General features: G+C 42.3%; 12 protein-coding genes. 11 read left to right on the top strand and 1 reads right to left on the bottom strand.

The features are described from left to right. Positions 1-26 precede the first annotated feature (26 nt). The 7 genes from AC3E9V_RS12955 (at position 27) to AC3E9V_RS12925 (ending at position 7099) form a co-directional block, all read left to right on the top strand. Positions 27-2516: a DUF5686 and carboxypeptidase-like regulatory domain-containing protein gene (locus AC3E9V_RS12955; RefSeq protein ID WP_488753628.1), complete on the top strand. Its 2490-nt coding sequence runs from the start codon at positions 27-29 to the stop codon at positions 2514-2516. Then, on the top strand, positions 2517-3590 hold the full coding sequence (locus AC3E9V_RS12950) for a tetratricopeptide repeat protein (protein WP_488753627.1): 1074 nt from the start codon (positions 2517-2519) through the stop codon (positions 3588-3590). It abuts the gene before it with no gap. Further along, on the top strand, positions 3583-5526 hold the full coding sequence (gene thrS, locus AC3E9V_RS12945; RefSeq protein ID WP_488753626.1) for a threonine--tRNA ligase: 1944 nt from the start codon (positions 3583-3585) through the stop codon (positions 5524-5526). Before AC3E9V_RS12950 ends, thrS begins: the two co-directional genes overlap by 8 nt. Before the next feature lie 82 nt (positions 5527-5608). Further along, the gene (infC, locus tag AC3E9V_RS12940; RefSeq protein WP_488753665.1) at positions 5609-6166 is read left to right on the top strand and encodes a translation initiation factor IF-3; all 558 of its coding nucleotides are present in this window, start codon (positions 5609-5611) and stop codon (positions 6164-6166) included. Between the two features lie 11 nt (positions 6167-6177). Next, on the top strand, positions 6178-6372 hold the full coding sequence (rpmI, locus tag AC3E9V_RS12935) for a 50S ribosomal protein L35 (protein ID WP_488753625.1): 195 nt from the start codon (positions 6178-6180) through the stop codon (positions 6370-6372). An 86-nt stretch (positions 6373-6458) separates the two neighbouring features. After that, positions 6459-6803: a 50S ribosomal protein L20 gene (rplT, locus tag AC3E9V_RS12930; protein ID WP_488753624.1), complete on the top strand. Its 345-nt coding sequence runs from the start codon at positions 6459-6461 to the stop codon at positions 6801-6803. Positions 6804-6904: 101 nt separating this feature from the next. Then, complete coding sequence (locus AC3E9V_RS12925; RefSeq protein WP_488753623.1) at positions 6905-7099, top strand: hypothetical protein; 195 nt, start codon at positions 6905-6907, stop codon at positions 7097-7099. Between the two features lie 2 nt (positions 7100-7101). Here AC3E9V_RS12925 and AC3E9V_RS12920 read toward each other — a convergent pair whose 3' ends face one another. After that, complete coding sequence (locus AC3E9V_RS12920; protein WP_488753622.1) at positions 7102-8124, bottom strand: SMP-30/gluconolactonase/LRE family protein; 1023 nt, start codon at positions 8122-8124, stop codon at positions 7102-7104. Positions 8125-8378: 254 nt separating this feature from the next. On the opposite strand from AC3E9V_RS12920, the gene AC3E9V_RS12915 reads away from it, so the two are divergent. From AC3E9V_RS12915 to AC3E9V_RS12900, 4 genes are read left to right on the top strand one after another with little or no spacing between them, the layout of a single operon-like run. Further along, positions 8379-9140: a GPI anchored serine-threonine rich family protein gene (locus AC3E9V_RS12915; RefSeq protein ID WP_488753621.1), complete on the top strand. Its 762-nt coding sequence runs from the start codon at positions 8379-8381 to the stop codon at positions 9138-9140. A gap of 8 nt (positions 9141-9148) precedes the next feature. Next, a complete protein-coding gene (locus AC3E9V_RS12910) occupies positions 9149-19537 on the top strand; it encodes a LamG-like jellyroll fold domain-containing protein (RefSeq protein ID WP_488753620.1) in 10389 nt (3462 codons plus the stop codon). A gap of 32 nt (positions 19538-19569) precedes the next feature. Then, entirely contained in the window at positions 19570-20715 is a 1146-nt protein-coding gene (locus tag AC3E9V_RS12905) for a caspase family protein (RefSeq protein ID WP_488753619.1), read from the top strand. Next, a complete protein-coding gene (locus AC3E9V_RS12900; RefSeq protein WP_488753618.1) occupies positions 20705-22057 on the top strand; it encodes a C1 family peptidase in 1353 nt (450 codons plus the stop codon). The genes AC3E9V_RS12905 and AC3E9V_RS12900 overlap by 11 nt, the downstream gene beginning before the upstream one ends. Positions 22058-22191 lie beyond the last annotated feature (134 nt).

Here is a 22191-nt window from a genome sequence, read left to right as displayed (position 1 = left end):
GCTTTGTGAAATTAACAGATGCTTCCTTGAGCAAAAATACGTTACTACTCGCTTTCTTTCTGCTTATCTCAATTGTTGCCAGTGCACAACTTACTGTTGTTTCAGGCAAAGTAACTGAAGCAGCTACAGGTACCCCCATCCCTTTTGCTAATGTGGTTTTTACAGGCACACAGGATGGGGCAATTACCAACTTTGAGGGAAATTTCACAGCCAGGACCAGCCAACCTGTAGACTCTATAGAAGTTCGTTACATCGGATTTATAAAAAGAGTCAAGCCCCTGATCCGGGGGGAAGATCAGATCATTAATTTCCAACTGGATGAAGATGTGCAAACACTTGGAGAAGTGGTTGTATACGCCGGAGAAAACCCTGCCTTCCCGATCATGCGAAATGTGGTTAGAAATAAAGAGCTGAATGATAAAAACACTTTAAGTGCTTATGAGTATGAAAGCTACACGAAGGTAGAATTTGATGTAGATAACATTTCTGACCGCTTCAGGGATCGCAAGATTGTGAAAAAAATCACGAATGTACTGGACAGTATTCAGCAGCTGGCTGGTGATGACGGGAAACCCATTCTCCCGGTATTTATGTCTGAAGCCATCTCCCGGTTCTACTATAAAAAGGACCCAACCTTCCGGCACGAAAACATCATTAAAACGAAAGTCAGTGGGGTAGGATTGACTGATGGAACCACCACTTCGCAGGTAATAGGTTCTACTTTCCAGGAATACAACTTTTACCGCAATTGGCTGAATATCGTCAGCAAGGAATTTGTTTCCCCGATAGCTGATGGCTGGAAGCTTTACTACGATGTCTACCTGGAAGATAGCGCCTATATTGCAGACGATTTTTGCTATCGACTGGACTTTTACCCTAAGCGGGAGCAGGATCTTGCTTTTACCGGGACCATGTGGATTACCAAAGAAGAGTATGCCCTTAAACGCATTGATGCCCAGGTGCTTAAATCAGCCAACCTGAACTTTATTGAGAAGATCAAAATCCAACAAGACCTCACACAAACTGACGCAGGTCCCTGGCTCCCCGAAAAAACACGTGTGGTCGTAGATGTTGCCCAGCTAACCGATCAGACAGCCGGAATGCTCGCTAAGTTTTATGTCTCCACTAAAGACCATGTAGTCAATCAACCAAAGGATAATAGCTTTTACCTGAATCCCGTAGCTATGGAAGAAACCATACAGGACTATGATGAAAGCTACTGGGCCGAAAACCGGCATGACTCATTGACCGAAGCTGAGCTCAATGTCTTTAAAATGATTGACACGTTGAAAAAAATTCCGATAGTAAAAACCTATATGGATGCCGCAAAATTTGGCTTTACAGGGTATTACAAGGTTGGGTTTATAGACCTGGGACCTTATACCACATTTGGTGGAAAAAACAACGTTGAGGGAATCCGTGTCGGATTTGGAGCGAGAACCAATTTTGCGTTTAGCAAGCGATGGACACTTGGTGGACATGTGGGCTACGGTTTTGATGACGAACGGTGGAAATATAAATTTTATGTGGATCGCATTCTGGATCGACAGCCGTGGACCAATATCCGGTACGAACAACAAAGTGAAGTAGAGCAGGTTTGGATGCTTAATGAGCAAATCGAGCCCACCAGCCTTTTTTATACGCTGAGCAGGTTTGGATCACTGGTTCAGCCCTTTTACATTAAGAAATACCGGTTAAGCCTATTCAGGCAAATCAGTACAGGTTTAAGTGGACAGGTAGCTGTAAAACATGAATCTTTCAATCCGGCGTTTGATTTTCAATATTTCGAAGAGCCGGGAGATACTGAAACTAATAGTGGATACAAAGTCAGTGAGGTCACGCTGACCACACGTTATGCAAAAGATGAACTTTTTGTAGTCAATGATAATGAACGACTCAGTTTAGGAACCGTTCGCTGGCCAGCCTTCAACCTGGATTACACCTATGGCTTCAGGGGAGTGCTTGGGAGTAATTTTAGTTATCACAAATTCAAGCTGTCCGTTGAAAAGCGTCAGAAGATGGCTCTTTTGGGTGTTTCAAACATCAAACTTACCGGAGGCTATATTTTGGGTGATCTGCCGTACACCATGCTATACAATACCATAGGAAATGAGACACCAATTTATGTGAACTTTGCCTACAATCTGATGGATTACTTTGAGTTTTCTACAGATAAGTACCTGGAGCTGCGGTATCGGCACTCTTTTGAAGGGTTCATTCTAAACATGATACCTCTTATGAAAAAGCTCAAATGGCGACTGATCGGAAGCGCCAATATGCTTACCGGTCAGATCAGTGATAAAAACATCAATATGGCTCAGTACAAAACCAATCCTGATGGAGAAGAGGTGATCCCTTTCAATCGCCTCGACTGGCGACCCTATGTAGAGCTGGGCTATGGTGTGGAAAATATCTTCAAGGTTTTTTCTGTTGAAGCTTTTCACCGTTTGACCTATCTCGACCGGCCGGATGTTAGTAAGTTTGCTTTAAAGTTTAGCGTCCAAATTATTCTGTGAGTGAGCCGGTTAGTTTTTATAATTATAGTACTTGTTTTTTCCGCATGTAGCCATGCTGATAAGGTTCCGATCGAAGAAATGGATCAGGACGCCGGTTTTTATATTCTTCAGTTAAACCATGTTAATGACCAGCTTAAAAAAGGAAAGAAAGAATCCGAATTACTCTATAAGAAACTCTATGCTTCACAACATCTAAACTGGCCTGAGGACGTAGAAAAAGAGATACGGCTACTGATAGACCGTGACAAGCTTAATTTTGAATTGTATAATTATGCTGCTGACTTCTATATTACTCACAGTAAGTATGAGGCCTTAAATGACCTGGTTGACAACTGGCTAGAGAAACGGTCTGCTACAATCGACGATTTCAGATGGAAGATCATGGCGCTGAACGGACTCCAGAGAAGTGTGGAAGCCAGTGATTTTTTATGGTCTTTACTACAGGGGAGTGATAAGTCTGAAGATCAGCTTTTTGTAGCTCAGACTTACCTGCAGTTAAGAGATACAGCCAGGGCTCTTTATGCTTATACGAAATTTGCTTCTGGAAATCCGGGCCATCAGGCCATATTGGGTGAGTATGTACCAGTCCTTTTGCAACAGGGATATCCTCAAAAGGCAAAAGATCTTTTGACGAAACAGAGCAACGCAATAAAAGGATATGAAAATACAGCCCTTTTAGCCCGGACTCTATATTCGCTAGGTGAAAGGCACAAAGCTATTGGGCTGCTAAAAGGATACGACGAGGAAGAAGGATCCCTTCTCCAGTTAGCGCACTGGTATCACCAGTTAAATAATTGGGATTCAGCAGTTTATTATACTGATAAATTAATTGTAATAGATTCCACCAGACAAGCACTTTATAAAAAAGCGGAAATCCTTGAGGACCGCGGCTGGCTCAATGCTGCCCTTGGGAACTATCATGCCATCACCCGATTAAACCCTCATGATTCAATTGCTATTTCCCGGGCTCAGATAGTTGAACGAAAAATTGCATATTTGCGGAGATTTCGGGAAAAAGAGAATCCTACGCCCGTTTTAGATATTTCATCAAAGAAATCAACAGAGAATGAGTGAGATAAAGATCACTTTACCAGACGGAAGTGAGCGTATGTATCCTAAAGGAACTACATCCCTGGATGTGGCTAAAGACATAAGTGAAGGCCTTGCCAGAAACGTGCTGGCAGCTAAAGTAAATGGTGAGGTACGAGATGCCTTCAGGCCTATAGAAGAAGATGCTACATTGAGTCTTTTAACATGGAATGATGATGAAGGTAAGTCCACTATGTGGCACTCTTCAGCGCACCTGATGGCTGAGGCTCTGGAGGCTTTATATCCGGGTGTTAAACTGGGTATAGGACCACCTATAGAAAATGGTTTTTACTATGATGTGGATTTTGGAGATCAGGAATTTGACTCAGAAAACCTGAAAGCCATCGAGGATAAAATGCTCGAACTGGCGCGGGAGAAGAATGAATATAAACGTCTGGAAATCAGCAAGAAAGATGCTGTAGATCACTATCGGAAAAAGGGTGACGAATACAAGCTGGAGCTACTTGAAGACCTGGAGGATGGTCAGATCACTTTTTATGAGCAGGGTAATTTTACGGATCTTTGTCGGGGACCACACATTCCAAATACAGGTTTCATTAAAGCTGCCAAAATCCTTAATGTGGCCGGAGCATACTGGAGGGGTGATGAAAAGCGCAAACAGCTCACCCGCCTGTACGGCATTACCTTCCCCAAGCAAAAAGAACTGAAAGAATACCTCGAGCTACTGGAAGAAGCCAAAAAAAGAGATCACAGAAAAATCGGGAAAGAGCTGGATCTTTTTACCTTTTCCGAAAAAGTAGGGAAGGGGCTTCCGCTTTGGTTGCCTAAAGGGGCTGTACTTCGTGAACGGCTGGAAAATTTCCTGAAAAAAGCACAGGTAAAAGCCGGATATGAGCAGGTCGTTTCTCCACATATCGGGAGTAAAGAACTCTACGTAACATCAGGTCATTATGCCAAGTATGGTCAGGATTCTTTCCAGCCGATACATACTCCGGCAGAAGACGAGGAATTCCTGCTAAAGCCAATGAATTGCCCACACCACTGTGAGATCTATAAATCTCGCCCAAGGTCTTATAGAGAACTTCCGGTGCGCTTTGCAGAGTTTGGAACAGTGTATAGATACGAACAAAGCGGTGAGCTTCATGGTCTTACTAGAGTCCGTGGCTTTACCCAGGATGATGCGCATATCTTCTGTCGCCCTGATCAGGTAAAAGAAGAATTTGCAAAAGTGATCGATTTGGTCATGTATGTGTTCGGTACTCTGGGCTTTGAGGATTTCACTACACAGGTTTCCCTACGTGACCCTCAGACACCTGATAAGTACATTGGTAAAGATGAAGATTGGGATAAAGCGGAGCAGGAAATCAAAGAGGTAGCTGCTGAAAAAGGATTGAAGACAGTGGTAGAATATGGAGAGGCAGCTTTCTATGGCCCTAAGCTGGACTTTATGGTGAAAGATGCACTGGGCAGGAGCTGGCAGCTTGGTACAATACAGGTCGATTATAACCTTCCGCAACGTTTTGAGTTAGAGTATACAGGTACTGACAATCAGAAACATCGTCCGGTCATGATTCACCGGGCACCGTTTGGGTCCATGGAGCGATTTGTGGCCATTTTGATTGAAAGTACGGGAGGGGACTTCCCATTATGGTTAGCACCTGAACAAATTGCTGTTCTGCCGATCTCTGAAAAGTATCATGATTATGCTAAGGACCTGCACCAGAAGCTGCAGGAACAGGATATTCGTGGATTCATTGATGAGCGTGATGAAAAAATCGGGAAGAAGATCCGTGATGCTGAGATTAAAAAGATACCTTTCATGCTCATCGTAGGAGAGCAGGAGGCAGTAAGTGGGTCCGTGGCTTTAAGAGCGCACGGTAAAGGTGATCAGGGTACCATGAAAGTAGAAGATTTTATTAAATTCTTTGACAAAACAGTTGCTGAACTGGTAAATAATTAAGAATTTGAATTTTTATAAAAGGAAATAATCGCGATATTTGCGTTTTATTTTTCTATGGTAGGACCAAAAAAGGAGGAAAACAATTAGTAGACCATTTAGAAAACCATACAGGGGACGCGTAGAAGAACCCTATAAGGTAAACGAAAAGATCAGAGCTCGGGAAGTCCGGGTAGTCGGAGATAACGTGAACGTGGATGTTTATTCCATCGATAAAGCGTTAGAAATTGCAAAACAGCAAGGTTTGGATTTAGTGGAGATCTCTCCCAAAGCTGACCCGCCTGTTTGCAAAGTAATAGATTACTCAAAGTTCAAATACGAGCAGAAGAAAAAGCAAAAGGAGATCAAGGCGAAGGCTCAGAAGACGGTGGTCAAAGAGATCCGTTTTGGTCCCAATACCGATGATCATGATTTCAACTTTAAGCTGAATCATGCCATCAAGTTCCTCAAAGAAGGTGCTAAGGTTAAAGCTTACGTTCACTTCGTAGGTCGTACAATTGTTTTTAAAGAGAGAGGAGAGATCCTTCTTCTCAAGTTTGCACAAGCACTGGAGGAGTATGGTAAAGTAGAATTACTCCCTAAGCTTGAAGGTAAGCGAATGTCTATCATAGTAGCACCGAAATCAGTAAGTAAGAAGAAATAAATTGTAGGGAAATGTCGAAAGTAAAAACAAACTCCAGTGCTAAAAAAAGATTTAAGCTTACAGGTACTGGAAAAATTAAAAGAAAGCACGCTTTTAAAAGTCACATTCTTACCAAGAAGGAGACAAAGCAAAAGCGAAATCTTACTCACGCTGCTATCGTTCATAAAAGCGATGAGAAAAACGTTAGGCACATGCTTAACATCTAATGAATTGGTTTTAAATGTTTAACCCGATATCTGGCTTTTAAAGATTCTGGGCTTTCAGAACGCCATTTGTCAAAAAAGAAAATGAAATGAGATCAGTAAATCACGTAGCTTCAAGAGCCCGACGAAAAAAGGTAATGAAGCAGGCCAAGGGGTACTTTGGTCGGAGAAAAAACGTATGGACCGTAGCGAAGAATGCTGTAGAAAAAGGCATGCAGTATTCATACCGCGACAGAAAAGCTAAAAAGAGAGAATTTAGAGCACTATGGATCCAGCGGATCAATGCAGCAGTAAGAGAGCATGATATGTCTTACTCTCAGTTTATGGGGAAATTGAAAGATTCAGGAGTAGAAATCAACAGAAAGGTTCTTGCTGATCTGGCAATGAATCACCCTGAAGCTTTTAAAGCTGTCATTGATAAAGTAAAGAAATAAATAGATTTAAAAGTACTTACTGATATTATAAGTCCCGGGGAGGTTTCTTCGGGACTTTTTTGTTTTTATTAAATTATCTTTAGTGTAAGATCACTGTAGTAATGAATCGTAGAGAGTTTAAGCAAGAGTTAGAACGACACAAAAGTCAGATTGATGCAAGTATTAAGTTCTTGCAAAAAGGATTTGAGGATTTGAATCGAAGAAATTATGAATTCTATGAATTCATTGAGTCCAACTATTGCGACCTGGAAGAAAGGCTGACCAGACTGGAGAAGAAGATTAAAGATATTGAATAGATCTATTGTCTTAATCTTATTCTCATCAGATGCATGTGGGTAGTCATATACAATATAGATTGGTCTTCATTAAAAGCGCAGTTAGCAGTTAGCTGGCCTGTAAGGATGGTGCCCAGGTGCTTGCCCTCAGGCGTGATAACCAAAACACCCCCCGGACCTGTAGCAAACAAGTTGCCCTGATCATCCACCTTTAGCCCATCAGGCAATCCGGGTTTTTCTTCACTTATCATATTCGTCACATCCAGCAACACCCGGCCGTTTACTACTTCCAGGTTTTCATCCAGATCATATGCATAATACCTTGCACGATCAGGGTCTGATACGGCTACATACAGTGTTTTCTCATCAGGTGAGAGCGCTACTCCGTTTGGCCTTGTAAGACTATCTACCTGTAATGAAACCACACCCGCTGTGTCCACTTTATAAACCCCCTGAAAATCTATCTCTTTGACAACATCCTCATGAAGGCCATACGGTGGGTCCGTAAAAAAGAAATCCCCACGCGAGGTTTGAACTACGTCATTCGGGCTGTTAAACTTTTTTCCCAGATATCCATCAGCTATGGTTTCAAATTCCACATCCGGGTTTGAAACAGAGGAAGTCATTCGTGCAAGCCTTCTGTCTCCGTGTTGGCACAGAATTAACTGATCATTATGGTCAATAATCAGCCCGTTTGACCCCATTTCCGAACCTTCTCTCGATTCAGTACCTGTGTAGCCTGATGGTTTCAGATATACAGAAACACTATCTTTCTCAGACCACTTGTAAACAGTATTTTCAGGAACATCACTGAATAGCAGGCTGTTTATTTCAGTAACCCATACAGGCCCTTCAGACCAGGTAAATTCTGAAGCCAATACCTCAATGGTAGCCGATTCACTTATTAGCTTATTGATTGCCGGGTCAAGTTGTTCGATAGAGCCGGTCGTTTCAAAAGTTTCTGTTTTTTTCTCTTTTTGAGTTGGACCTGAACAAGCACTCAGGATTGATACTGCAAGTGACAGGTAAAAAGTTGTTCTTTTCATATAATACATCCGGATAATAATAAGATTAAGTTAGGGGTTTTATATGGATTAAGCTCGTTATTTAAAGGCTATCTTACATTTACTTAAATGTACTTAACTGAATGATAGTGAGTTAAGTCATTCATGTTAGAAATTTATCCACTTATCGAATATATTTGGTTGTACATAGAAAACTGTGGAAGTTCTTGAATAATTAAATATGAATTGGTTAAGATTTTTTTGTAATTTACTAAGCCATTAAACAACCTTTTGCTATGCTGCCGACCTTTAAAAAAGCAATTTTATCGCTAGCCCTGTTTTTACCTTGTTTACTTTGTGCCCAACAATTTGACATTCAGAATATTTATGTAGATAAGGGAAAAGTCTACGTGAACTTCAAAGTAGACGAAAAATTTGAACACGAAAGATACCGGATCCAGCTTTACAGCTCTCATAATGGGTTTAGTACCCCACTGCAGAATGTATCGGGCCCAATTGCTCAGAGGGAGGTAAATGCTACCGATCAGCAGATGCAGGTAGTATGGGATGCACAAAAAGAGCTTAGAGAATTTGAGGGTAACATTCAGCTTGAATTACGCGGTGAGGTTTCGTATATACCGGTACACACTGAAAATTCTAACATTAGCGCAAAGCATAAAAAGACTACCACAATAAGCTGGGAAGGTGGAAGCCCTCAGGATCAGATCCGGATAGATTTAATAAAGCTTGGTGATGTAATAGAAAGCCTCGGCCAGGTGTCTAACTCTGCCGGCCAGTACACCTGGCAGGTCACCAAAGACATCCCCAAAGGTGATAACTACGCAATTAGGCTTACCAATTTGAACAATTCCGGGGAAGAATACGAGACAAATACTTTTAAGATAAAGTCAGGAGTGGGGTTAGCCGTAAAATTAGCCCCGGTTGGCGCTCTGCTTATTGGCGGAGGTGTTTATGCTGTTACTAGTGGGTTGATAGGCCCGGGTGGTGAAGACGGGACACTTCCTGAAGCTCCATCACCAAATTCAAACGGACAATAATTACCGCTATGGAAAGTATTTTAAAAAGTGAAATGAAAAAGTATTGGTTAATCATTGCCCTGGTAATTGTTTCTTTTTTCGCAAACGCACAAAACTGGACAGATCTGTCTTTGCCGGATGGTGGGCGTGTAAATAAGATCGTAAAAGTACCGGACCCAAGTGGTGAACGTTTATTTGCCGGAACCACTCGTGGTCTGTATGAATACAATAGTGGACAGTGGGATAAGATAACCGGTGATGCAGGTTTCAATTTTGAGGATGATTGGATAAATGAATTGTATTATAGTGAAGGACTTGGTATCCTCTATGCATTATCCGGGAGATATATCAACTATTCTTACGATTACGGAAGCACCTGGCAAAATGTATTTCCTGACTACTATGACTATTTCGGAACTTTAATCACAGGTCAAAATATCTACCCCAATACTATGGAAGAGTTTGGTGATGGGGTTGACCAGTTCCTTCTCAGTGGTAATGGCCTGGGACTTTTCATATCCTTTGATGAAGGAATTTCATGGGATAAGTTAGTGGATCTTGATACGGCTGTTAACGATATTGAGGTTACTCCTGATAATAGTACAATATTCTTCGGAGCAAATAACTATTTGTATTCCTATGAGTTGGAACTGGATAACCTGTTAAACATATCTTCCCAAATATCAGGTTATACTTACGGATCAACTGATGGAATGACTGTCGCAGGAGATACCCTTTATGTGGGTTCGTTTGATGGCCTGTATGCATACAGTATCTCGACTCAGACAGGGGTGTTAAGAAATAATGATCAGGAATCGTTTGCCCTGTATTATGACGCATCAAATAATCGGATTTTATCCGGGTCCTATGATGGTGCTATCAGCGCTTACCCAATCAGTTCCGGTTTGAGAACCACTTTACAATTAGGAAATACCCAATTAGGTAACGTAATTGATTTTGAAATTGCCAGTGGAAAGATCTATGCAGCTCTTGAATCAGGTAATAGTATATATTCATCTTCTGATGATGGAAGTTCATGGAGTACTGATTATACCGGGATCAGAAGTTATAACCCTCGAGCTATAGCATCCATTCCATCCACAAACCAGGTCTTTGTAAGTAGTGACAATAATAGTTTGCTAACTACTTCCGATTTGGGAACCACCTGGATCTCGCTTTTTAGTAACTGGAATGGTGTTGAGGTTGGTTACAACCCTACCACAGGATACCTTTATCATGGAGGTGTCTATTCTACAGATTTGGGTGCAAGCTGGTTCAGCTTAACCAATCTTCCGAGTTTTACTTATTTGCCTTATGCATACAGCATCAATTTTTTTGGATTTACTCCTACTGCAACTTTTGGGTATATCTACACGGGTACCGCCGGCCAGCATTCGATCATAAAATCAACAGATGGTGTGGATTTTCAGTCTGTTGATACACAAACTCATAACGATTTTTGGAATAAGGGATTCTATTATTCTTCAACTAACAGTAGTATATTTATTATTCGTCCCAATGGAGGTGATAACTCTCCGTCAGCCCCATTAGTATTAAGATCTACAGATGATGGTGCTAGCTGGACTGATGTATCCCCAAGCCCTTCCAGCTTTAATTATTACCGGTCAGCTATAACAGGTGATGGTGCAGGAAATATTTATTTGATGGGATATGATGGTCTGTATAAGTCTACAGATAATGGAGCTTCATGGACATACCTTGATGATAATTTGCAGATAGAGGTAGCATCACTTGCCTATTATAATGGTATCCTCATCGCGCTTACCTCATCTTATGGTGTTTATACTACTGTAAACGAAGGAGCCACCTGGAAATCAATAAATGGTACCATCCCTGAGATCAGATATGCTGAAGATATGGATGTTTCAGATACGCATTTGAACATACTGATGGCCCCGGATGTTTACTCCCTGGCGCTTTCGGATATTTCGGATCCGGTTTCTGCTCCATCGGATTTTCGTGCAGTTCAAAGTGCCCCGGATGAGGTGCTGTTGACATGGACTCCGGATGCTAATGCCACCCAATATGAAATCTGGGAAAGCGTAAATGGTGGTGAACTTTCTTTAGTCACAGATACCATTACTACCACTCGTTCTGCAATCATTCCCCTGGGAACTGGTAATGAAGTAAGCTACATGCTCAGGGCATCAAATACTTTTACCAGTGATACTGTCACTTCTACTGTAGTCCACAAAGTATTAGATACACCTATCGTTGAAGTGAGCCCTACAGGTTTCACAATGGATGATGAAATTACCATTACTTATTATGCAGACAGATCGTATCCGGTAGATGATTTGGTTGGAGCGACTGAAGTATATTTTGAATCCGGAACGATCAATACAGATGGAGAAGGCTGGCTGGATTTTATCGGTACATGGAGGGATGGTGATCCCACCAAGCTCATGGCCAATACCAGCGGGGATATCTGGGAGATTACATTCATACCCCGGGAATTTTATAATTCTGGTAATTATGCTACGGGTCAGCTGGCTTTCGTACTAAATGATGGGCCAGGAGGTAGTGGAGAAGGAAAAGATGCCTATCTGGCAGATTTTTTTATACCAGTTACCGATTATTCTGCTTCCTATACACTGGATGGCGATTTGCTTGATGATTCGGGAAATGGCCTGGATGCAACATTTACCGGAAATGTGGTCTTTGGTACGGATCGTTTTGGGACCAGTGGAGTGGCTCTTGAATTTGATGGGGAAGATGGAGATACGCTTAAGACCCAGTTCCTTCCCGGTCCAAATCAGCAATTCTCAATCTCTTTTTGGCTTAAGAATAATTTAAACCGAAACACACACCTTTTCGACTTTGGCGAAACTTATGCTTTCCTCTATAATGGTGACATGTTATTTTACGATGGTTCCAACTATTCCTTTCTGGGCCCCGGACCTGATGAACTTCTTGATTGGAATCATTACTCGTTCATATTTGACGGCTCTGGTGGGATATCGGTTTACCTGAATGGTGTCAGCGTATGGGTGACCAGTGGCATAAATGCAAGCTATACGGCATCACTGTCTTTTGGAAATCCCGACCCTAATGCTTATCCGGTTGACGGGACAATAGATGAAATAAATATAGATTCCTATAGCCTAACCTCTGATCAGGTGTGGGAATACTATCAAAACTTCCACGCCCCGACAGGTCTCAGTGCTATAGGTTCCAACAGTCAGGAAATACTGGTAACCTATGACCTGATAAACAGGGCTGGAGTCACCTATGACCTTTACAGAGAAGATATAGGCCTGATCCAGTCAGATGTGGACCTGGACTTTTTCTACGACACACCGGTTACTAACGGTCAGGTTTATACTTACAGGGTGCAGAGTATTGATGATCTGGGTTACGCGAGCCAGCTGTCTGGTCCTGTTCAGGGTATTACTTATGATGGTCTGGAAGCCGTGTTTGGTATGAATGAAGTGCCTCCTGTAGATGAAGGCCCATTCTTTTACACGGCAGAATATAGTGGTGATGTAGCGATCGGTCAGGATCGGTTTGGTGATTTTGCCGCTACTTATTTCGACGGAGACGGAGACTCGATCAAAACCGACCAAACCTTTATTGATAACGCAGCTTTCTCTATTTCAGTATGGGTTAACTGGTCTAACGTCACAGGAAATCCTTATCAGCACATTGTATCATGGTATGATGGAACATTAGCATCCAGGGCTTATCTGGGACCTGCTGCTTCAGGTGAACTTCGATTCACCGACAACTGGCCGTCCACGGGTGTTTTCATTGAAGAGGGTAAGTGGACTCATTTAGTTGCCACATTTGATGGAACAGGCACATACACTATTTATAAAGATGGGCAACTTGCAGGATCAACTACCAGTGCCACCGGATTGCAATTTGCTGAATTGTTCATTGGATCTCAGGGAAATACAGGAGAATATTTTGATGGGGCTATCGATGATTTTACCCTGTTTAATCGTGTGATTACCTCGACGGAAGTACAGTCATTATATTCGTTAAATAACTGGCCCGGAACCACCGTAACCACACTTACCGGTGAAGACAATAAAGTGTCAGCTGGGGCCACGGATTATCCCTTTTTAGTACTGGAGATTACGGCACCCGATTCCCCATCAGAAGGCTTAATAGATCTGTCAATCGATCATATAAATCCGGATGTTGCTGAAAACCTAAGACTCTATCAATCTGATGACGCCACCTTTGACGGATTAGATACTGAGATATATTCATTTCCTAACGAGGAAAGCCTATTGTATGCCGAAGGGTTAAATATTGCTTTAAATTCTACTCCAAAATATTTCATACTGGTAGGGGACCTTTCTGTTGATGCAAATCGTTCAGGTGGATCATTTGAGTTTAGACTGGACGAAAGTTCTGTGGTCACCATACAGGATCAACTCTATACATTTAGCCCGATCAGTGCAGTTTATGATCCAATAGGGGTAGATGATGATCTTTATGCCTATTATCCATTCAATGGAAATGCCAACGACGAATCAGGAAATGGAGCTGATGGAACCGTAGTGGGAGGGGCTACCCTCTCTATTGATAGAAATGGGAATGCAGAGCAGGCTTACAGCTTTGATGGTGTGGATGGGCAAATAACCACTCCTCTGAATGCGCCACCATCAGGTGATTTTACTATTTCAGCCTGGGTAAATTTTCAAAATACAGATGTTACAGGTAATAAGACTATCCTGGAATTTGGCGATGACAACCCTCTTCTCGGAGTTAGCAATGGAAATTTAAGTGTAAAAGGTGTTGTTTCCTCACCAAACAGCCTGCCTCAAAATACCTGGACCATGGTAACAGTTTCCTATTCTGATGACCAGGTCACCATTTATGAAAACGGTGCTGTAGCGGTTACAGCCAGTTATAGTACCCTCTTTACCGGAAGCGGACTGGGCATAGGATTCAATACCGGAGATTCATATTTTGAGGGATTAATTGATGATGTGAGGATATATGATAGAGGATTGAGCGCTGAACTCATTAACTATCTGTATTTGAAATCCAGAAATTCGCTTGTCGCCTATTACCCGCTGGATGAAAATGCCAATGATTCTTCATACCTGTATGATAACCACGGGATCATCAATGGCTCACCGATCACTGAAGCTGAGGATCGTTTTGGTACTGCAAGAAAAGCGATGTATTTCGGAGGTGTGAGTGATTACATTGAAGTAGCTGACGCCGCTCAGCTTGATTTTGAAAATGAATTTTCAATCGCTTTCTGGATAAACACGGGATTTTCCGGACCTGTGCTAAATAAAAATATCGGTGGTGCCGGATTTGTATTTGATGTGGAAGGAAGTGGCTTTTTAAATTTTAGCGTGCAGGATAACCTGGGCAATGTGGTATCTGTATCTTCCACACAGCCGGTAAATGATAACAAGTGGTATCAGGTAGTAGCTATCAAGTCTTTTGATGAAGTAATCATGATCGTCAATGATGAACCGGTCTTTGGTAGTGTAGCAGGACTGGGATCTGTTGCTTCTGACCAGCCAATGTATATCGCAGGAGATGGTGGCACTACTTTCTTTGAAGGGTATCTGGATGATATTCAAATATTTGATTGGGGCCTTTTTAAAAATGATGTGCTAGAGCTTATCAATGCCTCCTCCTCGGGCTTTATTTACAATTTGGATCGAAACCTTGCCTTTTGGAATATCGGAAGTTCGCAGGCTGAATTAGCCAATTCGATGGTTCTGGATACATTAGATAATTCCATTGTCTTAACCGGATATGGAGTGGGGGATGGCCTGTCCACTTCCTATGGAGGCGCGGACCTGAAAGTCATAAAGGTTGACACGGAAACCAATGAGGTCCTTTTCAGTAAAGGTTACGGTGGATCTGATACGGATTACGGGTGGGACGTGGCCCCCACAGCAGATGGGGGTTACCTTGTCACAGGCTATACGTCCTCCACAGATGGCGACTTTATAAGTAACGGAGGTCGGGATATTGCAGTGATAAGACTATACGCAGACGGGACAAAAGCATGGAGCAGGACCATCGGAGGAACGTTTTATGACACTGGCAGGGGCGTTGCTGAATTAGATGATGGGACAATTGCGATCGTAGGTACTACGGCATCAGACGATGGAGACTTTACAGGAAGCCTGGGAGAACGTGATATATTTTTCGTCCGACTTTCTGCTGATGGAAGTTTGATCCTTAGCAGCTATCGATACGGAGGAACCAGCAGGGAAGAAGTATGGAATATGACTAAAACCTCTGATGGGAACATTGTGGTGGCCGCCCAGACTTTTTCAGTAGACGGGGATATCAATAGCGCAAATACTTATGGAGAATCTGACGGATGGGTAGTTAAGTTAAATGCTTCAGATGGATCAATTATGTGGCAAACACATATTGGTGGGTCAGACTACGATGAAGTAGATGGAGTGATAGAGGATGACGATGGAAATATAATAGTGTCCGGATATAGTTATTCATTTGGGACTTCTGCTGAGGGGAATATTACCACCAATTATGGAGATGGAGATGCTTTCATGGCCAAATTAAGTGGAACAGATGGTTTAGTGTTCTGGGTGAAAAATTACGGTGGCTCAGGAAGAGATCTTGGAGATAACCTTAGTGTCACCAGTGATGGTTATGTACTGACCGGCTACACGAATTCAGGGGATCAGGATTTTGCAGGAGAAAACTCAGACTCGAACCAACAATTCCTGATAAAAACGGATTTTGATGGAAACATAGTATATAGCTATTCTTACGGTGGACCGGGTCCAGATGGAAGTAACGATGTGGCTGTTGCATCGGATTCCAGAATTTATACAGTTGGTTATCAGGAAGATGCCGGTGGAGATCTTACTGTTTCAAATGGAGGTATAGATATTCTTATTACCAACCACTTTTCTGATCAGGCCGATCTGGTATCGTTTTCTCTACCTGAGCAAAGTGGGCCTGCTTCCATTGATTTTGTAACTAACACCATTGATGTTAATACTGTGGTGGGAACCGACCTGACAAGTCTCATTCCAACCTTTGAGATATCACCACTTGCCTCAGTGAATATCAATGGGCTGGAAGTAGAATCAGGTATAACAACCATAGACCTGTCAGCTACATCCACTCTTGATGTGGTTGCTGAGAATAATAAGGTGACTTCTTCTTTTACGCTGAATGTAACCAGGACACTGAGTGATGAAAATGATATTCTCACTTTTGAGGTGGATGGCCTGATAGATCCTGCTAACATTAACATCGATAACCATACAGTCACTGCCACAGTATCCACCACCATAGATATAAGCTCTTTAGCACCGGTTATTACGGTTTCCCCGGATGCCGTAATTGATCCGGCATCCGGAGTGGTCCGCAACTTCACTGGAACAACCGGAACCGGAGGTGTGCCTCTGAAGTATACTGTTACTTCATCTTCTGGTATTAGCCAGGTATGGACTGTGGCTATTGGAACAGATGTGAGCGATCAGGCTAATATTATAGACTTTACTTTCGAAGAACAAGTATCATCTGCCACCATTACAGATAATGGCACAGATGGTGTCATTGATATTGAGGTTGCCCCATCTTCGGACCTGACCAGTTTGATCCCAACAATCAATCCATCTGCCGGTGCCACGATTTCTCCTGCATCCGGTGTGGCTCAGGATTTTTCAGTGCCTGTAGTCTACACGGTTACTGCTGAGGATGGCACCACCACCAAAGACTGGACCGTCAATGTAACCAGGCAGCAAAGCGCTGAGGCTGAGATTATTGACTTTGGTATTTCAGGTATGATCTCAGGTACATTGGTAATCAATTCAGCAGATGCTACAATTACAGCTGCTGCATCTACTTCACAGGACCTTACAGCCGTAGTACCAGGCTATACATTATCCAATTATGCTACTTCGAACTATGATGGTGTATCCACAGTAGATTTTACCAACCCGGTAAATGTAACAGTAACAGCTGAAGACGGTACCACCAAAGTATGGACGATCACAATTACTAAGCAGGCAAGTCCTGATGCTAATATAATCAGTTTCACATTTGATGAGATATATGGGGAAGTGACTATTGATAATAACGCTTTAACTGTAGTAGCAGAAGCAGCTTATGGTTCTGACCTGACCAATCTGACCAATGCTTCTATAGAGGAATCGGTGGGGGCTATCATTACTTCGCCATCTACCGTACCTACAGATTTCAGTTCTCCGGTGAGTGTTACTATCGTCTCGGAAGATGGATCTACCACCAATACATGGACTGTTACAGTGACAATGGGCCCTAACACAGAAACAGAAATCCTGGATTTTACTTTTGGGATCTTAAATGAATCGATCTCTATTGATAACGTAACTTCCACCATAAGCGGTGAGGTACCATATAATATGGGGTACCCCAATCTGACTCCTGCGATAACACTTTCTGATCAGGCTACCGTTTCGCCGGAATCCGGGATACCTTTAGATTTTACCAATGACGTGACCTATACAGTGACTGCAGAAAGCGGAGATTCTCAGGAGTGGACGGTTTCTATTAGTGAAGCTCCGGGAAAGGAAGCAAATATTGAAATTTTTGAAATTACGGTAGGTGAAACAACTTATGCAGGAGTTCCTACCCCTTCCGAACTTGTAGTGGAGATCTTGCTACCTAACACAACAGATCTGAGTTCTCTGGAACCTATGATCATTGTATCCGGTGATGCAACATATTCCCCCACAGGGCCACAAAATTTCAATAATCCAGTAGAGTACACTGTGCTATCGGGTGATGGAGAGACAGAAAGGTTATGGACCGTTTATGCCCGATTAGCTGATGGCTCGGGGGGAGTAGGGAGCTCCAATTTTGGAAGTGTTCAGGCCCCCTCTACATATACAAAAGGTGATGGCGGTTTTGAGGCAACTACAGAGGTTGCTGATGGTTCTTTTGATAATGTTAATGTGTATGCCAAAAATATAGAAGATCCGGATTTTGGGTCTGGCCCAATAGGTACAGCCGCTATGAATGAATTTGGAACTTATGTATACCATTTTAATGATGGTAATGTTAACAACATTGGCTTGCAATACTATTTTGAAGGTGAATATACCTTTGCAGATAGCCCAGCTATAGCTATCTCGGACACAATGACTACTTATGTGGTATCGGCTCCCGAAGACAACACCAATATTATTGAATACAATAGCCCGGGAGTCTCCATTTCAAACTATAGTATCATTTCATTTCCTTTTGAAGATCCGGATATAAGTCAGTTTACAGGCGTCCTTCCTCAACAGAAGGATAGTGAATGGAGGCTTGCAAAGTGGGGAGGTAATGGATACACTTACTATAATGGATTTAATTCGCTGGACCCTGGAGTGGGTTATTTCTTTATTTCAAAAAATCACACTGATATCCCTCTGGGAGGTCAAACGGTTAACCTGATAAATGATGCTTTTGTAATGAGTTTGCAGAATGGCTGGAATTTAATTGGAAATCCATTCTTACGGGGGTTGGATTGGAATGAAGTAATTCGCCACAATACAGAGAAGGGTATAATTGTCTCAGGAGATATAAATGATGATGGTAATGGACTAAAAGTTTTCCATGGAGGTTTCAACAACAGCAGTAACATGGATGCTTATGAAGGAGCATTCATTTTTGTAAACCCATCCGGTGGAATTTCAGATTTCGAAATACCTACCTCAGCGATGATAACCTCTTCCGGAGGAAGAAGCGATAACAATGCCAGACAAACAGTAAATCTTGATAAGGTGGAATGGACAACAGATTTCTATTTAGAATCCTCAGACATGACCTACAGGATTGCGGGAATTGGGGTGAAAGCTGAGGCGAAAGATGAGCTAGACCGTTTGGACCTTACTCATCTTCCGGTGTTTGATACCTATATCCATATGGACATAGAAGGAGTAGCCAGAAACTTTAAAGCTCCGGGTGATTTCAAAAAATGGACCTTTACCATTCCAAATAACCTGTCAAGCAACTCCATTAAGCTCTTGTGGGATGATCTGGCAAGTTCATACAACACTCTGATCCTTGTTGATGGAACGAGCAAGCGGATCACCGATCTAAGCAAACAGTCGTCCGTGGATCTGCTCAATGTTCCGGGAGCCGAGCACACCATTTACTTTGGCAATAAAGCGGATATTTATGCCAGGATGGATCTTGATTTCATTGCTTTCCAAAATGTATATCCAAACCCGGTGCAGGACGACCTCAATGTAGAATTCTATTCACCTGAATATGGAGTGGTCAGCTATGAGCTTTTATCCATAGATGGTAAGACCAGTTTGATCGATAATATGGTTGTTTCGAAAGGGATCAACCGTTTAAAAATAGAAAATGCGGGTAGCGATCTTTCCGATGGCTTATACTTCTTGAAAATAGAAGGCTTTGATAATCAGACAGTAATGACTAAATTTATTGTAAAATAGAACCATAATGTGGTTTAAACTACCCTAAGAAGATGAAAAGATTAAGCATTTTAATTCTTACAGTTCTAATGAGCGCCCCGCTTTTGGCGCAAAAGTTTAGTGCGAAAACGGATCCGGTTTATCTAAAGCTGGAAGCAAATGCACCGGAATTGCAATGGATCAACCCTGCAGATGAAAATCTGGTGAGTGTGAATAAATCCCTTACCGTTCAGCTTGGGGTTAAATCCGAAAGTCCCATAACAGATGTACAGTTCACCTTAAATGGTAGTCCGGTTCAGCTGTCTCGAGGCATCAGCTTAAGCGGACAAACGGCAAAAAGATCCGTCATCGACCAGCAGATCATGCTGGAACAAGGTAATAACCACATAGTTGTCACCGTGGAAAATGAAGCCGGGGGTGTTGCCGAATCAAGTCGTACAGTATCTTACAATGTGATGATCACAGACCGCACAGATTACGCATTGATCTTTGCAGTGAATGATTATGATGAGTGGGGAGACCTTAGCAACCCGGTATTTGATGCTAAGGCAGTAGAAGATGAGTTAAGCTCTTATTATGGGTTTGAAACGGAGCTGGTACTCAACCCTAAAAAAGTAGAAGTGCTTACCAAGATCCGGGAGTATGCCGGAAAGAGCTACCAGGAAAAAGACCAGTTGCTGATCTTCTTTGCCGGGCATGGTAAGTTTGATGAGATTACTCGTATGGGTTATCTGGCAGCCGTAGATTCGAAAATAAGCGATGTTGTCAGTGATTCTTACATTTCTCACTCAGCTTACAGGGATTATATAAATAACATCCCATGCGACCACATTCTTGTGGTCATAGACGCTTGCTTTGGTGGTACATTTGACCAGGTGCTGGCCCGTGCAGGGAGCAGGGGAGCAGATGCACAGTATTATGAGCTTACTAAAACTGAATTCATCGAACGAAAGCTGAAGTACCAAACCCGGAAATATTTAACCTCCGGAGGTAAAACATATGTGCCTGACGGGCGACCCGGAGCTCATTCGCCTTTTGCGCGAAAGATGCTTGAGGCTTTAAGAAACTACGGTGGCGGTGACAAGATCCTGACTTACACTGAGTTGCTGACCTATTTTGAGGCTTTAAATCCACAGCCAAGAAGTGGAGAGTTTGGTGCGAATGAACCTGGAAGTGATTTTATCTTTGTTGCGCAGTAAATTATTTTACTTTCTTTTCTTAGGGTTAGTTTTCACCACGCAAGCTCAGACAGAGTACGTCACAGGTACGGCTCTGGATGATGCTACGTATGATTTTCACGAGCAGTTTGATATTACACAGTATACCATCTCTCTGCCCCAGGTATACTCCATGAACCAGTTCGTACCAAAGGTAGGGAATCAACTTAAATTTCCCCACGATATTGGGTGGTCTGTAGCTACTGCAACTACCATAGTAGACGCAGTATATTCCGGTGATTTCAACAAAGAAAATACAATATCCGAGCTCAGGTCTCCTTATTTCATAAATATGCTTTGGTCAGATGAGTTGAACCCATGTAAGGAATCCATGTCATTGAGCAGGTCCATCGATAAGCTCAGAGATACTGGGATACCGAAGCTCCAGAATTATGTGGATCTATGCCCTTCCGGATTGGATTCGCTTGTCATAGAACTGGCTAATGACCAGGATAAATACCGCTATGAAAAAGTCTTTAACCGGGATGCTTCAAACGATGAAAAAACCTATCGAATAAAAACCAAGATAGCCCTGGACCGTCCCGTCATCATGGCATTTCATTGTCCACCTTCCTTTGTGAGTGCCAAAGATTTTTGGTCGCCTAAAGAAAAGATGAATGAGGATTTTCCCCTTCACTCTGTAGTTGTGGTTGGTTATGATGATGAGCTGTACGGAGGATCATTTCAGATCTTAAACTCCTGGAGCAAGAGATGGGGCAATGATGGGCTTATGTGGGTACGTTATGATGATATGGACTTTGTCAGATATGCCTATTCCGTAGGCTATAATGAAGGTGCCAGGGGAGAAACCTTATCCATAATAAAAGGAGAACTCTCTTTTCAAGACGCCATTACTGGAAAAGCACTTTCTTTTAACCGCTTTAATCCACGAGGTTTCTATGAGTTTTCTGTGGGGGCAGAAGACCTTCAGTTCAACCTTAAGGGGAACGTCAGCAAACCCTTTTACATCAAAATGTATTATAAAAACGGAGATGAAATTGTCAGGATCTACCCCATGGATTCGTGGCGAAGTTCACTGTTTGAATACTCGTATATGGGTTTTGAGATTCCGGGGGAAGGAAATTATTACACGATAGAAGAAGACCTTTTTTCAAGTATTTATGTGTTTATATCTCTGAAAAACATAGATAAGATCGACTTTGAAGAATTAGTGAGAAACTCGGAAACCATCTATGACGTCCTGTTTAGTGAAAATCACACATTTTCCAGGGAAGTAATATGGGACAATGACCGTACTAATTTCTACGCCAGGCTGTATGATCAAGAGATTATTCCGCTACTGATCGGACTGGAGTTTAAGTAAACCTACCAGAGATTTACCAGAGAATTAGCGCTCTTACCTCGGTTTTTATTTCAAGCTGCTTAGATTTGCTCACACTTGTAGCGTCATTTTTCAAGCTGCTATTTATTTTTTAACAAGCGTATCAAAAACAGCTG

It is taken from the genome of Marinoscillum sp. HNIBRBA16962 (assembly GCF_057801515.1).
This window is presented reverse-complemented; position numbering and strand designations above follow the sequence as displayed.